The organism is Anaerococcus hydrogenalis DSM 7454 (assembly GCF_000173355.1).
Classification (GTDB): domain Bacteria; phylum Bacillota; class Clostridia; order Tissierellales; family Peptoniphilaceae; genus Anaerococcus; species Anaerococcus hydrogenalis.
Genome location: NZ_ABXA01000035.1, coordinates 1 through 14,865 on the forward strand (window position 1 = coordinate 1; position 14,865 = coordinate 14,865).

Annotated in this window: 17 protein-coding genes; 7 read left to right on the forward strand and 10 right to left on the reverse strand. The window is 29.0% G+C overall.

What is annotated here, in order from left to right:
- Window positions 1-564 precede the first annotated feature (564 nt).
- The 3 genes from ANHYDRO_RS05840 (at window position 565) to arsA (ending at window position 3,006) form a co-directional block, all read left to right on the forward strand.
- Window positions 565-792 (forward strand): ArsR/SmtB family transcription factor, encoded by a 228-nt coding sequence (locus ANHYDRO_RS05840; RefSeq protein ID WP_004814455.1) that lies wholly within the window; start codon window positions 565-567, stop codon window positions 790-792.
- Window positions 793-876: 84 nt separating this feature from the next.
- Complete coding sequence (arsD, locus tag ANHYDRO_RS05845) at window positions 877-1,245, forward strand: arsenite efflux transporter metallochaperone ArsD (protein WP_004814458.1); 369 nt, start codon at window positions 877-879, stop codon at window positions 1,243-1,245.
- A gap of 18 nt (window positions 1,246-1,263) precedes the next feature.
- Window positions 1,264-3,006 carry an arsenical pump-driving ATPase gene (arsA, locus tag ANHYDRO_RS05850; protein WP_004814460.1) on the forward strand — a complete coding sequence of 581 codons (1,743 nt, stop codon included), beginning with the start codon at window positions 1,264-1,266 and terminating at the stop codon, window positions 3,004-3,006.
- A gap of 75 nt (window positions 3,007-3,081) precedes the next feature.
- Here arsA and ANHYDRO_RS05855 read toward each other — a convergent pair whose 3' ends face one another.
- From ANHYDRO_RS05855 to ANHYDRO_RS05885, 7 genes are all read right to left on the reverse strand, one after another.
- Window positions 3,082-3,804: a hypothetical protein gene (locus ANHYDRO_RS05855; RefSeq protein ID WP_004814461.1), complete on the reverse strand. Its 723-nt coding sequence runs from the start codon at window positions 3,802-3,804 to the stop codon at window positions 3,082-3,084.
- Window positions 3,805-3,813: 9 nt separating this feature from the next.
- Window positions 3,814-4,788, reverse strand: coding sequence for a hypothetical protein (locus tag ANHYDRO_RS05860; protein WP_244261655.1), 975 nt, complete (start codon window positions 4,786-4,788; stop codon window positions 3,814-3,816).
- A 200-nt stretch (window positions 4,789-4,988) separates the two neighbouring features.
- Window positions 4,989-5,789 (reverse strand): metal ABC transporter permease, encoded by an 801-nt coding sequence (locus ANHYDRO_RS05865; protein ID WP_004814465.1) that lies wholly within the window; start codon window positions 5,787-5,789, stop codon window positions 4,989-4,991.
- Window positions 5,783-6,454 carry a metal ABC transporter ATP-binding protein gene (locus ANHYDRO_RS05870; RefSeq protein ID WP_004814466.1) on the reverse strand — a complete coding sequence of 224 codons (672 nt, stop codon included), beginning with the start codon at window positions 6,452-6,454 and terminating at the stop codon, window positions 5,783-5,785. Before ANHYDRO_RS05870 ends, ANHYDRO_RS05865 begins: the two co-directional genes overlap by 7 nt.
- Entirely contained in the window at window positions 6,435-7,772 is a 1,338-nt protein-coding gene (locus ANHYDRO_RS05875) for a metal ABC transporter substrate-binding protein (RefSeq protein ID WP_004814468.1), read from the reverse strand. Before ANHYDRO_RS05875 ends, ANHYDRO_RS05870 begins: the two co-directional genes overlap by 20 nt.
- Window positions 7,773-7,817: 45 nt before the next feature.
- Window positions 7,818-8,522 (reverse strand): ZinT/AdcA family metal-binding protein, encoded by a 705-nt coding sequence (locus ANHYDRO_RS05880; protein WP_004814470.1) that lies wholly within the window; start codon window positions 8,520-8,522, stop codon window positions 7,818-7,820.
- 762 nt (window positions 8,523-9,284) lie between these two features.
- Window positions 9,285-9,731, reverse strand: coding sequence for a hypothetical protein (locus ANHYDRO_RS05885; RefSeq protein ID WP_004814471.1), 447 nt, complete (start codon window positions 9,729-9,731; stop codon window positions 9,285-9,287).
- Window positions 9,732-9,788: 57 nt separating this feature from the next.
- Between ANHYDRO_RS05885 and ANHYDRO_RS05890 the strand changes: the two genes are divergently transcribed.
- Window positions 9,789-10,415 carry a hypothetical protein gene (locus ANHYDRO_RS05890; protein WP_004814474.1) on the forward strand — a complete coding sequence of 209 codons (627 nt, stop codon included), beginning with the start codon at window positions 9,789-9,791 and terminating at the stop codon, window positions 10,413-10,415.
- A 51-nt stretch (window positions 10,416-10,466) separates the two neighbouring features.
- On the opposite strand, the gene ANHYDRO_RS11345 is transcribed toward ANHYDRO_RS05890, so the two are convergent.
- The 3 genes from ANHYDRO_RS11345 to ANHYDRO_RS10690 form a co-directional block, all read right to left on the reverse strand.
- On the reverse strand, window positions 10,467-10,820 hold the full coding sequence (locus tag ANHYDRO_RS11345; protein WP_316244735.1) for a methylated-DNA--[protein]-cysteine S-methyltransferase: 354 nt from the start codon (window positions 10,818-10,820) through the stop codon (window positions 10,467-10,469).
- Between the two features lie 87 nt (window positions 10,821-10,907).
- The gene (locus tag ANHYDRO_RS10685; RefSeq protein WP_004814481.1) at window positions 10,908-11,408 is read right to left on the reverse strand and encodes a hypothetical protein; all 501 of its coding nucleotides are present in this window, start codon (window positions 11,406-11,408) and stop codon (window positions 10,908-10,910) included.
- 224 nt (window positions 11,409-11,632) lie between these two features.
- On the reverse strand, window positions 11,633-11,914 hold the full coding sequence (locus ANHYDRO_RS10690; protein WP_004814484.1) for a hypothetical protein: 282 nt from the start codon (window positions 11,912-11,914) through the stop codon (window positions 11,633-11,635).
- Window positions 11,915-12,046: 132 nt separating this feature from the next.
- Here ANHYDRO_RS10690 and ANHYDRO_RS05900 point away from each other — a divergent pair, with 132 nt between their 5' ends.
- Genes ANHYDRO_RS05900 through ANHYDRO_RS05910 form a run of 3 tightly spaced genes read left to right on the forward strand, consistent with a single transcriptional unit; the run spans window position 12,047 to window position 14,453 of the window.
- A complete protein-coding gene (locus ANHYDRO_RS05900) occupies window positions 12,047-13,240 on the forward strand; it encodes a M20 metallopeptidase family protein (protein ID WP_004814486.1) in 1,194 nt (397 codons plus the stop codon).
- Window positions 13,237-14,004, forward strand: a complete 768-nt coding sequence (locus ANHYDRO_RS05905; protein WP_004814488.1) for a DUF3100 domain-containing protein — start codon at window positions 13,237-13,239, stop codon at window positions 14,002-14,004. The genes ANHYDRO_RS05900 and ANHYDRO_RS05905 overlap by 4 nt, the downstream gene beginning before the upstream one ends.
- Window positions 14,005-14,006: 2 nt before the next feature.
- Complete coding sequence (locus ANHYDRO_RS05910; RefSeq protein ID WP_004814490.1) at window positions 14,007-14,453, forward strand: hypothetical protein; 447 nt, start codon at window positions 14,007-14,009, stop codon at window positions 14,451-14,453.
- Window positions 14,454-14,865: the final 412 nt, after the last annotated feature.

Below are 14,865 nucleotides of genomic sequence, written 5' to 3' on the forward strand. Positions count from 1 at the left end.
TAAAAGAAGAAATACCTGTTTCTTAAAAAATATAAAAAACTACTGTAAGATTTTACGTAGTCAGAGTGTAGACAAACCCTCAAGCACGGATATCTAACTACAAAAATTGTTGATTTCTAAATTTCAAAATTCTAAAATCGCAAACTCGCTAAAGCGAGGACAGATAAATAGCTTAAAATTGTGCCAGTGGCACGATTTTAATATTTATCCCTCGGAATAAAACGAAGAACTAAAATTTAATTGAAGCTAATTGTTTGAAAAAATTATTTTTGCTTTAACTTTTAGAGTGCGATTTTTAATGAATTTTTAAATTTGAAATCAAATCAATTTTTTTCGTATGATATTCTTAGCATGAGGATTTGTATACTTTGTTAAAAGCGTGGCTGCTGTAAAAATTTTACAGCAGTTTTTTTAATAATTTCAAAAACATATAGAAAAACTTCTATATGTGTGGTAAAATAAATTTGTGGAGGAAAATATGGATAAAAAAATGGACGATAAGTATGTTAACATTTCAAAAAATTAAAAGTTCTTAGTGATCCTAAAAGGCTTGAAATAGTAGATATGTTATCATGCGAAGAGCTTTGTGCTTGTGAAATACTAGAAAAATTTGATATAAGTCAACCTACCTTATCAAGTGATATGAAAAAACTTGAAGATGCAAATATAATAAAAAGTCGCAAGGAAGGTAAAAATGTATTTTATATTGTAAATAATGAAAGTCTAAAAGAACTTGAAAAATTATTGGGACAAATATTTGAATCTAGTCCAGATTGTATTTGTAAGGAGTAATTTTTTTGGCCAAATACATAGATAAATTTAAATATATCTATATTTATTTTAAGATTTCCTCAAAAAAATTAAAAGGAGAAGATTATGAAAAAAATCAGAATATATGAACCAGCAATGTGTTGTTCAACAGGAGTTTGTGGGGTAAGCGTAGACCCTGAGCTTTTAAGAATGTCAAGCTTAGTAGAAAAATTAGAAAAAAAAGGAGTAGATATAAAAAGATTTAATCTTAATAGTGCCCCTGGTGAATTTGTTGAAAATAAAAAAGTAAATGAAATTTTAAATCAAAAGGGAGAAGATATACTTCCTCTTACAATGGTTGATGATGAAATTATAAAAAGTGAAGGCTATCCTTCAAACGAAGAATTTGAAGAAATTTTATCTATAAAACTTGATGAAAAAAATGAAGAAGAAAGTTCTTGTGGATGTTCTTCTGATAGTGGATGTTGTTGCTAACTTTTAGAAAGGTGTTTTATGGAAAAATTTAGTCCCGACAAAATAAAATTAGGAAAATATATATTTTTTACTGGCAAGGGAGGAGTTGGAAAAACATCAACTGCTTGTGCTACAGCTGTTAATTTATGTGATAAGGGATCTAAGGTTTTATTAGTAAGTACAGACCCAGCATCAAACCTTCAAGATATTTTTGTAGAAAAATTAAATAACAAGATTACAAAAATTGAAGAAGTAGAAGGCTTATTTGTTGCAAATTTAGATCCAATTAAGGCAGCAGATGAATATAAGAAAAGCGTAGTATCTCCTTATATTGGAAAACTCCCAGATAGTGTAATAAATAAGATGGAAGAGGAATTATCTGGATCATGTACTGTAGAAATTGCAGCTTTTAATGAATTTGCAAAATATATTACTGATAAAGAAACAAAAGAAAAATACGATTATATTGTTTTTGATACAGCTCCAACAGGCCACACTTTAAGAATGTTACAACTTCCACAAGCTTGGGATAATTTTATTGAAGAAAATACACAAGGAACATCTTGCCTAGGTCAATTGTCAGGCCTTGAAAGCCAAAAAGGAATGTATAAGAAGGCTGTAGAAACTTTATCTGATAATGATAAGACAAGTTTAATTCTTGTAACAAGACCAGAAGATGGTCCCTTAAAAGAAGCAGATAGGGCCTCAAAAGAATTAAAAGATATTGGCATTAAAAATCAAATATTATTAGTAAATGGCCTATTAACTATATATGATGATCAAATATCAAAGGCATATTATGAAAAACAAAAAGAATCCCTAGAAAAAATGCCAGAAAATTTAAAAAAATTACAAAAATATCTTATAGCTTTAAGAGGATATAATATAACAGGAATTTCAAATCTTAGGGCCTTGTTTGATCAAGATTCTTATACAGAAAATAATTTGGAAGATGAAATTAAAATTGATAAAAAACTAAAAGACATTATAGATGATTTGTATAAAAACGATAAGAAAGTTATATTCACAATGGGAAAGGGCGGAGTAGGAAAGACAACTGTGGCTGCAGCCATTGCCCTTGGACTTTCTAAAAAAGGAAAAAAAGTTCACCTCACAACAACTGATCCAGCAGATCATTTAAAATATACAATAAAAGAAAATGAAAATTTATCAATAAGTCATATTGATGAAAAATTAGAACTTGAAAAATATAGGAAAGAAGTCTTACAAAAGGCAAAAGAAACTATGTCAGATGATGACCTATCTTATATAGAGGAAGATTTAAGATCACCATGTACACAAGAAATAGCAGTTTTTAGAGCTTTTGCAGATCTTGTAGAAAAAAGTGAAGAAGAAATAGTTGTAATTGATACAGCTCCAACCGGACACACTCTTTTATTATTAGAATCTACCCAAAGTTATAATCAAGAAATAATGCGTTCTAATGGAGATATTCCAGAAGCAACGAAAAAACTTTTACCAAGACTTAAAAATGAAAAGGAAACAGAAGTTATTATTGTGACTCTTGCAGAACCAACTCCAGTTTATGAGGCTTTAAGACTTGAAGAAGACTTAAAAAGAGCAGGGATATTTAATAAATGGTGGCTTATAAATTCCTCATTGTATGCTTCAAATACAAGCAACAAAATCCTAAAATCAAAAGCAAATGAAGAAGTTAAGTGGATTAATTATTTAGACGAACACACCAATAAAAATCTTGCTTTAATTGCTTGGAATCCCAAAAAATTGAGCGGAGAAATTCTTGAAGATATTATTGATTAGTTTATAAATTTAATATAAAACTTATAGTAAAAGTGTCTTAAAATGAAAAATTATTTTAAGACACTTTTTTTAAAATTATTCAATTCCTTCAATAAATACAGCATTAGTCTTATTATTTACTAGCAAATAATAAGTATTTTCTCCTTCAAAATTTATATAAAGCAATGCTAAGTTTTGTTTTACCTCATCTTTAATTTCATCCACATTTTTTCCTGGAAGGTAGAGAGTGTAGAGGTCTTGGAAAACACCTTGACTATCATCAATAGCAAGGCCTTCTTTTAGGTCCTTATATTCTATATTGTGCTTATAAGAACCATCAGAAACAATTTCACTTTTTCCTGTCTCAGAAGTAATGCTTGGATTTATAAGTCTTAAAGTATATGTTTTATCATCCATTTTATTTTCAACAATAAAACTTCCTTGCATTTGGCAAATGCTTTGGTAATCTGTAAATTCACCACTTGTATCAGTCTGAGTAAAGGTATATTTTGAATTAAAAAATCCATTTTTTCCAAATTGCAAACTTTGGTAAAACCTGTTATGAACGTGTTTATATACAAATCTTTTTCCATTTAAAATATCAAAGATAGGATCAATTTCTTCCTTTTTTTCTTGAGAATTTTTCTCAGGAAGGTTTGAATCTTCTTTATTTGAATCTTCATTTGCAATATTATTGTCAGATTTTTTATTCTCTTTTGAAAGTATTTCACTAGAATTACTTTCTATAATTCTTTTATTGTCCTTGCAAGATACAAGAATTGGCAAAAAAAGTGCTAGGATAAGAAGTTTTTTAACCATAATTTTTCCTTACTTATTATCGTCTTTCTTATTATTTTCTTCTTTTTCATTGTTTGACTGATTACTTAGGTCAGTTTTTTTATTTTCATCATTATCGATTAATTCATAACCATCGTATTTTATTTGGTTTAGGGCCTTTTCCTCGCTATCAACTAGGTAAGGTCTGTTTGTAGAATAGATAATTCCACCATTATTTTTTTGGATATTTTCAAAAGTAAATACTGCATATTTTACCTTATCTTCTTTTTTAGTTATTACTTTTTTGTTAGTATCATCATCGTATTTATAATCTTTAACTTCTTGGAATTTAATTTCATAAACCATGGCAATAGCATAAGATTTTTGATTATCAAACTTGCTTTTTTCAATGATTTCCTCTTTTGTTAGAGGTTTTTCTAGGATTGCAAGTTGATTAAATTCATAATTCATCTTATCGCCTGTATGATACTTATCATCATCAGAGCCCTTGTTTCGATCATAAAAATCTTTTCCAAGTTTTTTTCTAGCATCCTTATTCATCCTGTCAAGGGTATCATCGTCCAAATCATCCAAAGAATTTATAATTTTTTCAAGTCCCTTAACCTTAATTTTTTTGACAACTTTTTTATTTGTAATATCAATATCAAGATCAGAAGTATTTTTGAAATTAATAGTAATTTCAATCTCATCACCATTAGAAAGATTTTCTAATTTGTTGGCCTTAAGGTCTATATCAATGCTATCTAGGATATCATCTGTTGAATAATCATCATTAAAAGATTCTATATCCAAATTCTCAATTTCATTTTTAGAAAGTTTTGCCTTACCATAACCATCAAAACCACTAATTTCAACCTTAATATCAGCTTTTGAAGTATCAATTTTTCCATCAGATTTTTTCAAAATACTTTTTCCACCCTTTTGACCAAAGGCAAAAAAAGCGATTGCTCCAAGAACACACAGTCCCAAAACAGCAAATAAAATTTTTGTAAGTGTTTTTTTCATATTACTTCCTTTCATAAACAAATTTTCTTCATAATTTATTATAATTTTATCAAAACACTACTTATTAATCAATACTATATATTTTAATCTATAATTAAAATATTTACTTTATCAAATTTATGAAAGCAAAACTAAGCTGGGTGAATTTTTTAAATTTAAAATGGGCCTTACAAAATATTATATTTTGTAAGGCCCAACTTTTATACTTTATTTTTTCTTAACTTTTTATATAAAACAAAGAATAACATTCCTATTATTGAATTTACAACAATTGCTCCACCTGGCTTTATATCGAATTGATAGCTTAGAATAATACCAAGCATCATATAGACTACGCCGAGTGTAATTGTTATAAAAAATGTTTGTTTATAACTTTTAGCAATAATTAAGGCTGTTGCTACTGGTAAAACTATTAAGCTTGTAACCATTAAAGCTCCAATTATTTTTACAGACAAGGCTATAGTTATGGCTGCAAGGAGAGTAAAAGATGCGTCTAAGCTTTTTACTTTTACTCCAGCAAGCCTAGCTGTATTTGGATCTATTGCTATAGCTAAAAGAGATGAGTATCTTGAAATTGATAATATTAAAACCAAAATAAAGGCAATACTTGTGTTTACTATATCTCTATCTGTAACTGATGAAATTGATCCGAAAAGGTAAGATTCAAAAGAATTTCCCCCGGGAGCAAAATCTGAAAGAATAGCTGCAATTCCAAGTCCTGTACTCATAATAACGGCTGTTGCCATATCTCCATATTGGGGAAGTTTTTTTCTGATAAATTCTATCAAAAAAGCAGCGACAACACATACGATTGAAGATCCTAAAAGTGGATCAAAACCTAATATTAGGCCCATCCCAACTCCAGCAAGAGCTGTGTGAGATAGGGCATCACCTATCATGGAAGTTTTTCTATTTACCATTACAATTCCTATTATAGGAATCATAATAGAAAGTAAAAATCCCAAAATAAGAGCCTTTCTCATAAAAGCAAATTCTAGCATTTTTTCAAACTCCCTTCTACCATTTCATACTTTGTAAAATCAATACTCAAAGATTCCATCTCTTTTAATTCATGAGTAACCATAATTATAGTTACATTAAATTTTTTTGAAAGAAAATCTATTGTTTCAAAAAAATGGTCCTTAGAATACTTGTCAACTCCCGCTGTTGGTTCATCAAGAATCAAAATTTTTGGATCATTTATCATAGCTTTTGAAATCATTGCTCTTTGAGCAAGACCTCCCGACAATTCATTTACAGGAGTGTTGATATAAGATTCCATGCCCATTTTTTTTAATATATCTTTTGCTTTTTGGTAATGATTTTTCTTGGGAATTTTTATAAAACCAAATTCCTCATAAAGATTTAATGAAACTAGCTCAAGGCAAGTTATAGGAAAGGCAATTTTATTTACTATATTTATTTGTGGAACATAACCAATATCTTTGAAAGAAACATAATCTTCAATATTTTTTCCAAGAATTTTAATTTCTCCACTATTCTTTTTTAACTCTCCAAGCATAAGCTTTATTAAAGTCGATTTACCTGACCCATTTCCGCCAAGAATAACTGTAAACTCACCAACATCAACATTTAAGTTACAATTTTTTAAAACAGGAATTTGTGAATAAGAAAAATTTAAATCTTTAATTGATATTGCTTTCATTATTTTCCTCCTCGCTCATAGATTTGTAGAGATTTTCAAGGTTCATTTCCATAAGATCAATATAATTAAGTTTGTTTTTTTCCTGCTCTTTATTCACATATTCCATAGAGGCAAGAGGGGATACTTTTCCACCGATTTCTTCGGCTAAAGCTTTAGCTTGCTTTGGATTTTGTCCATATTCATAGAAAACTGTGGAAATATTTTTACTTTCAGAAAAGTCTATGGCTTTTTTTATAGTTTTAAGGCTAGGATTTTCTAAACTTGTCAATCCTTGTAATGGATATTGAAACAAATCAAAATCTCTTGCTATATAAGCATAGGCATAATGAATTACTAAAAAATTTCTATTATTTTTATCGATTTTTGAAAATTTTTCCTTATATTTTGCATCAATATCAGTAAGTTTATCAACATACTTTAATTTATTTTTCCTATAAACTCTTTCATTTTTCGGATATTTCTCGGTTAATTTTTCATTGATAGCATTTAAATATTTTTTTGCATTGGTAATGGATAACCATGAGTGGGGATCATAAGTTATTTTATCAAATCCGGAAGATGAACCCTCCATCAAAGGCTCTTCCTTTTTTTCATCTTTTAAAAATTTACCATCGCTTCCAACCAAATTATATGGAAGAAGATCTTCACTTATCCTGTCGCTTATAAAAATATAATCTCCATCTTTTGGAACATTAAAGAAAACCTCTCCAGATTCATGTCCCATTTCAAGTCCATAAACCTTTCCTTCTTCAAGGTCGAAAGTTTCTTTTTGATGAATCAACTCTCCTTTTTGGCTCATTATATCTTTACATTTTTTTACCAAATTTTCTCCACGACTACCATCATCTTTTATAAAGGCAACCCTCATCATATCTTCATGAGTGTGGCCAAAATCAAATTTATTTTTCCCTTTTTTTAAATTTACCTTGGACATATATTGAAAATCACCGATAGCTGCTGCTCCCTTATAAGTAATAAGGTCAACAGAATCAGATAATTTTAAAATATCAAGGTTTGGTAAATTTTCCTTAACCTTATCAAGCCAAGGTTCCATATTGGCACCATTTACAACCAAAAGATCGCACTTTGCTAGTTTTTTCATATCTTTAGGACTTGGCTCCCAAAGGTGAGGTTGCTTATCAAGGGGCATAAAAGATTTTACATCTATTGTGTCATCACCAATCATTTTTGTCATTTCGTAAACAGGATAAAAAGATGTATAAACCAAAGGTTTATCGGAAGATTTTTCATTCTTGTTTGCACAAGAGCTAAAAAGAAAAAGCAAGAAAACAAAAATACTTAAATATCTTTTTTTCATTCTTCCTCCTTAGAAAGAGGGTTGAAAAATTTCAACCCATATAATCTATTCAGTAATTTCATCAATTATTTGTGCATCAGTTGTGTTTGGTTTTACAAAAGTAGGGAACCATCCTTCTTCTTTTAATAATTTATCCTTGTCATCGCCATATCTCATGTGGAAATGTGTTAGACTTTCTTCTCCGTGAATTGGCATCATAAGAATATATTTATAAGGTGCATCATCATTTACAGCTTCAAAAATATCCCATTCTAATTTATGGCCGCCGTGTTCTACTTCTTGTTTTTCAACATATTTATATTCGCTTTCGCTTATAACTTCACCTTTTTTATCTGGGAAATCTTTTAAGAATTTGATTTTGTTATCTTTTATTTCAAGACCACCAAAATCACATTTTCTTTTCTTTAAATAATTTTCCTTAGCTTCTTTTTCATCAACTTTTTCTTTTTCAGCTAAAGTTTTAAAAGCATTTTGAACTTCATCTTTTTCAAGATATCCGCCCATATCATTCCATTCACCTTCCCAATCAGCAAGACTTACTTCACTAGATTTTTCTTTATTATCATCTGAAGTAGCATTGCTTTTATCATCTGAAGAAGCATTGCTCTTATTAGAAGCATCGTCTTTTTTCATTTCTTGAGAAACATTTGAACTAGAAGGTTCATCATTTTTTTGATCTTTCCCACAAGCTGTCATAACAAGGCCCAAAGATAAAAGGGCAATTAAACTAAGTGATTTTTTATTTTTCATTTTATTCTCCTTATTATTAAATTTATAAATTTGTATTTTTAGTTAATTAACTATCGACAACTAAATAATAGCAATAAAAATAACAAATGTCAAGAATGATTTGCATTATCGTCTAAAGTTTTTGAAAATGTTATCCTTAAGAAGATAATTAAAAAAATATATTTTAAAACATAGGTTAAAAATAAAATTACATTACAACCCATCTCGACTAGATAAATATGCCTTGATTTGGCATATTTATCCCTAAAACTAAGTGCGAAAGCATGAAAAAGTTTGCGTAGCAAATATGTTTTAGTGTGAGTGAAACGAACGCACGGAGAGATCTCATGAGATTTCTCGACTCACTATGTTCGCTCGAAAAGGGAAAAAATTAGTTTGTCAACAGTCTGGAATATAAAAATATTTGCTTTATAAGATAAGGATGTAAAGTTTTAAAGATAAATTATAAACTTTTCCTTAGAAAAATTTGAAAAAATATGGTATTTAATAAGATTTAAGATATAAAAATTTAGAGTTTGTAGAAATTTTAAAAAAATATCTTATTTAATAGAATATTTTAAAATTTTAATGGGATTTTTGAAAATAAAGACAAAAACTTCTTAAAACATTGATTTTTTAAAAAACTTTTTGTCTTGAAAGGTAAAAAATATTTTGCATAGTTGGATTTATTTCTAAATTTAAGCTGAATTTAAACAAGGCTAATTGTAGTTTTAAATATTAGATTTTAGAGTTTTGTTTGGAAAATATTGAAAAGTTAGTGTATTAGCAGGATTTATTGTCATCTTCAAATAAAATTTTTATGAAATTATCTATAGTTTTATAATTTTCAAAATAAATATCATAAAAAGTTCCATAAGACCAAATTCTACACTTTGGATATTTTGAATTTTTTATTATTTCTATATTTTTTATGTCGCTAAATTTTATAGATTTAGGGAAATTAGGGATTTTTTCAAAAATAATAATAGAATTTTTTGTAAGTCCCTGACTTTTTAAGGATAAGAAAAATCCGAAGCTTATCAAGAAAATTATGGAAAAATCTAGAAAAGTAAAAGAGTATTTGTAAATTATCAAAAATAAAATCAAAAAAAGCCCAAGGCAAATAAAATAATATATTGGCAAAAACAAGGTCCTAATAATTATTCTATTTTGAATAGATTTGATAAAGATAATCCATACTATTAAGCCTATTAGTAAAAAATATTTCATAAATCCTCCTAATATTTATTTACCCAATACTTGGGTAGAAATTTATTGGGAGGATATATGTTTTTTAAAGATACATTCAAAAGATTTTTTGATGAAAAATTAATATTTATTATTCTTACAATTTCTGCATTGGCATATCTATTGTTGAAATTATTGATAGAGGCAGAAGGATTAATATTTTTATTTTATTTTTCAATTTCACTTTTGACTTCTCTTATTTTTAGAGAGGCTTGTCTTACGGACGAAATTTATTTTGAAGACAAGAAAAAGCTTAATAAAAAAAATATTCTATCATATATTTTAAGTAAAAATTTATTTGTAATTTTTCTTACAAGTATGCTAGTAAGTTTGGTTTTCCTGCTTAGTTTTTTGTTAAAATATAAAATTGTAAATATTAAAGATTTTTTTGATATTTTGATTTTAATTCTTGCTACATTGGCAAGTGAGAATATAGTTTTGTTATTTTATAATAAGCCTATATTTACAGAATATCCAAGGCCATTGATTGGAGATAAATATATTGGATTGACCTATTTTAAATCAATGATTCCATCAATTTTAATTGATTTACTAATAGGAATGGTATTTACAAAATATTCTTTAAAGTATTTATTTATTTTTTGTTATTTTATTTCTATAATTATTTTTTATATTAGGGTAAAAAATAGGGGCTTATATGATTAATTTTGCAACAATTGGATCGATCTAAATTAAAAATAAAAAATCTTGCAAAAATCAAATTTTGCAAGATTTTTCCATTTTTAATAAATTTTTCTTCAAATCAAGTCCATAGAAAAATCCTCCCAGATTATTTTTCCCGACGACCCTGTGGCAGGGGATCCTAAATAAAATTGGGTTTTTCCCACAAGCTGTGCCTATAGCTTGGTAGGCTTTTGAATTTAATTTCTCACCAATTTCCTTGTAGGTTAAAGTTTTTCCGTAGGGGATTTTTTCTATTTCCTTCCATACTTTTTTTTGAAAATCTGTGCCTTTGGGGTCAATTTCAAAGGAAAATTTTTCTAATTTTCCATCAAGAAATTTGGAGATTTCTTTAAAGGCAAGGTCGGATAGGGGAGATTTTGCCCCTATTTTTCTTTTTCTACAATTTTTATGGACTTTATTTTTCTGTCATAGCCTATTTCAAAAATAAAATTTTCTTTTTGTAATAAGCCTTCATTATTCTACTTTTTCTCTAAAAGTATCTATAGTTTTGTTATTTACAAGCAAATAAATCCTACTTATATCTTTTTCTACGTTTTTTTCTCCTGTTATATCAAGCCAGTGATTTACTTCAGCACTCATATCTGATCTTTTTCTTAATGGAAGATACAGGGAGAACATTCCTTGGAAGGAGTGGTCAGTGTCATTATTTACTGCAAATCCATAAGGAAGGTCAACATACCTTACTGTCATATCTTTTCCACCAATATTTTTAACCTCTTGGGTATTTATAGGAGTAGTTATTTCAGCCCTATCAAGCCTTAAAATATAGGCAGTTTCATTTACCTTTGAATCTATAGATAATTTTCCATTAAATTCACAAATAGCTACAGAATCCAAGTCATAATCTTCAAATTTGGCTGTAAAATTACCATCTTGTGAAAAATTCAAAACTGTTTGCCAGCCACCAGCTCCTGATGAGAAGACGAATTTTTTTCCGTTCAAATCTCTTAACACTTCAGGATAATTTCCGGAATTATTTGATGTGTCAGGATTTTTAAATGATACATAGGATTTATTTTGAGTATTTTGGTTTTGGCTATTATTTTCTTCTTCTTCTTTATTTTCTCTAGGGCTATTATTATTTACCCCCTTGTTATTGTTGGTATCATTGTTTCTTTTGGTATTTGTATTATTGTTTCTAGTAGGTTCAGAGTCTTTTTTATTTTTATTATTGTTTTTTACAAGCTTTTTGTCAGAATCCTTCTCTTTTTTATCTTTTTGGTTTTTTTATCTTTTTTATTGTCTTCTTCTAATTTTATTTTTTTCTTATTTTTATCTTTTTTGGATTTTTTTTCATCTGACTTATCTTCTTCTAAGCCTTCAATTTCTCTTTTTTGATTTTTTGCTTCTAATTCAGCTTTATTTTTGGCAATCTCACCTTGGTTAACCTTTACCATTGATCCACCACAAGATGTAAGCAATAGACTCATGGCAAAAATAAGTGTTAATTTCTTTTTCATAAGCTCTCCTTTTTTTCATATTCTTATCTTTATTTTATCTATATTATAAATAAAAACAAGGAAAATAATATTTTTGCTTTTAAACTTATAATATTATAAAATATTAATATAATACTTTAAGGTGGTGATAAAATGAATTGTTTAAAAAGAGCTAAAGAAATTGAAGATGTAATTATTAATGACAGAAGACAATTACATAAAATTCCAGAATTGCAATTATCTCTTCCAAAAACAGTAGCTTATGTAGAAAATGAGCTAAAAAAATTAGATATTTCCTACAAAAAACTTGTTAATGGAAATGCCATAGTTGCAGAAATTGGTGATTATAAGGGAAAATGTATAGCTATAAGAGCTGACATGGACGCTCTTCCTATTAAGGAAGAAACTTCTCTTTCTTTTTGTTCAACTCATGAAGGAAAGATGCATGCTTGCGGCCACGATGGTCACACGGCAATGGCTCTTGGAGCTTGTAGAATTTTAAAAGAAAATGAAAAAGATCTTGATGGCTTGGTAAAAATATTTTTCCAACCAGGAGAAGAAATTCCAGGCGGAGCAAAACCTATGATTGATGAGGGCTGTATGGAAAATCCAAAAGTTGATAGGGTTATTGGCCTTCACGAAGGTGGAATTTTTGGTCATCTGCCAACAGGAACTGTTGGTTATAAAGAAGATGCCATGATGGCTTCTATGGATGCTTTTATCTTAAAAGTTAAGGGTCATGGAGGACATGGGGCAAGGCCTGAAAATTTTATAGACCCAATCGTTACAATAAGTGAAATTAACCTTGCCTTACAAAAAATAATTTCTAGAGAACTTGATCCAACAGAATCTGCCTTAATTTCTATTTGCCAAATTCATGGAGGGACTTGTCAAAATATTATTCCAGATGAGGTTTGGGAAGAAGGAACTGTTAGGACTCTTGATGAAGATGTGAGAGATTTTGTTGAAAAAAGAATGAAGGAAATTTCTGAAAATATTGCCAAGGCCTTTAGGTGTGAAGCTGAGCTTGATTATAAAAGATATTATCCAGCAGTTATTAACGACAAAGAATTTACAGCCTATGTAAAAAATATAGCCCAAGAAATTTTGGGAGATGATAAGGTAATAGAAATTTCAAAACCTACCATGGGTGGAGAAGATTTTGCTTTTTTTGAAAAAGAAGCAAGTGGAACATTCTTATCTTTAAATAATTTAAAGGCTAATAAGGATGGAAAAGTTTATCCCCACCACAATTCAAAATTTGACGTAGATGAGAGTGCATTTTATATTGGATCAGGCCTTATGGCAGAAGTAGCTTATAGATATTTGAAAGAAGGTTCAAAATGAAAAAATATAAACTTCATATTATAGCTTTGGGAGTAGTTTTAGTTTCAGAGCTTATTGGAAAACATACTTTTGATATTGGAATAGGAACTATAGTTTTGCTTCCAATGTTATTTGCCTTAATAATTGGAATTTTTACAACACCAAAATTTTTAAAAATTTCAGGTGAAAAAGAAATGAAGGAAGCAGGCAGGTTAATTTCTGTAACTTTAATGCTTTTGATGGCAAAATACGGGACAACTATTGGGCCAACAATTGATACAGTTATAAAATCATCACCAGCCTTAATTTTACAAGAATTTGGAAATTTAGGAACAGTTTTTCTTGGAATTCCTTTTGGAATTTTCTTAGGACTTAAAAGAGAAGTTATTGGTGGGGCTCACTCAATTTCTAGAGAGCCAAACGTAGCCTTGATTGCAGAAAAATATGGACTTGATAGCCCAGAAGGCGAAGGAGTTTTGGGAGTTTATATAGTTGGAACAGTTTTTGGAACAATTTTTATGGGAATAATTGCATCTCTTCTTGCAACATCAACTCCACTTCATCCACTTTCTCTTGCTATGGCATCAGGAGTTGGATCAGCATCAATGATGACAGCCTCAGTTGGATCTTTGGTAGAATTATATCCGAATATGGCAAATGAAATTACAGCTTTTGGAGCTGCAAGTAATCTTTTGTCAGGACTTGATGGGGTTTACATGTCAGTATTTTTAGCAATACCCCTTGCAGAAAAAATTTATAGCAAGATGATGAAAAAAAGGAGTTAGCTATGAAATTTAAAGAAAAAATTTATGTACTAGCAATAACAGCTGCAATTTCTGTAATAGCAAACTGGATAGGCCCTGGCATAAGCCCACTAAAAGGAATACCTGGAGTTTTAATTTTAGCCTTAATTTCAATTGCAGGAATAGGGATTTCTGAAATAATGCCTGGAAAAATTCCAGCAGTAGCCTACATTGTAACTCTTGCAACTATAGTTACAATTCCGGTCTTTCCATTTTCTGAATTTATTTCCTACCACACAGGAAATGTAGATTTTACTACACTTTGTACACCAATTCTTGCCTATGCAGGAATTTATACTGGGGAAAATCTAGATAATTTGAAAAAAACTGGACCAAAAATTATTATTTTGGCAATATTTGTAATACTAGGAACCTATCTTGGATCTGCAATTATAGCCCAAATTATTTTAAAAATGCTAGGAAGAATATAAGAAAAAACTGCCTATTAGGGCAGTTTCAGAGCGTAGACAAATTATAGTTTTAGCTAATATTTTATTATAAATAAAAATTAAGCTACGTACCATCTCGACTAAGTGAGTGAAACGAACGCATGGAGAGATCTCATGAGATTTCTCGACTCACTACGTACGATAAATCGGGATAAACAACCGAAACCGACGGTTATTTATCTGCTCTAAATGGAAAAAATTTTAGTTTGTCAACAGACTGAACTGCCTTTAAGGCAGTTTTTTAATTTATATTTTCAGCAAAGCCAGCCTTAGTGGAGTCGTTTGCTAGGATAAAAATTCTTGATTGGTAATCGTCTATATAGGCATGGTCTGTTACATTGTATGCCCAGCCATATACATTTTCATCTATTTGAGATTTTAATCTTTTGGTAAG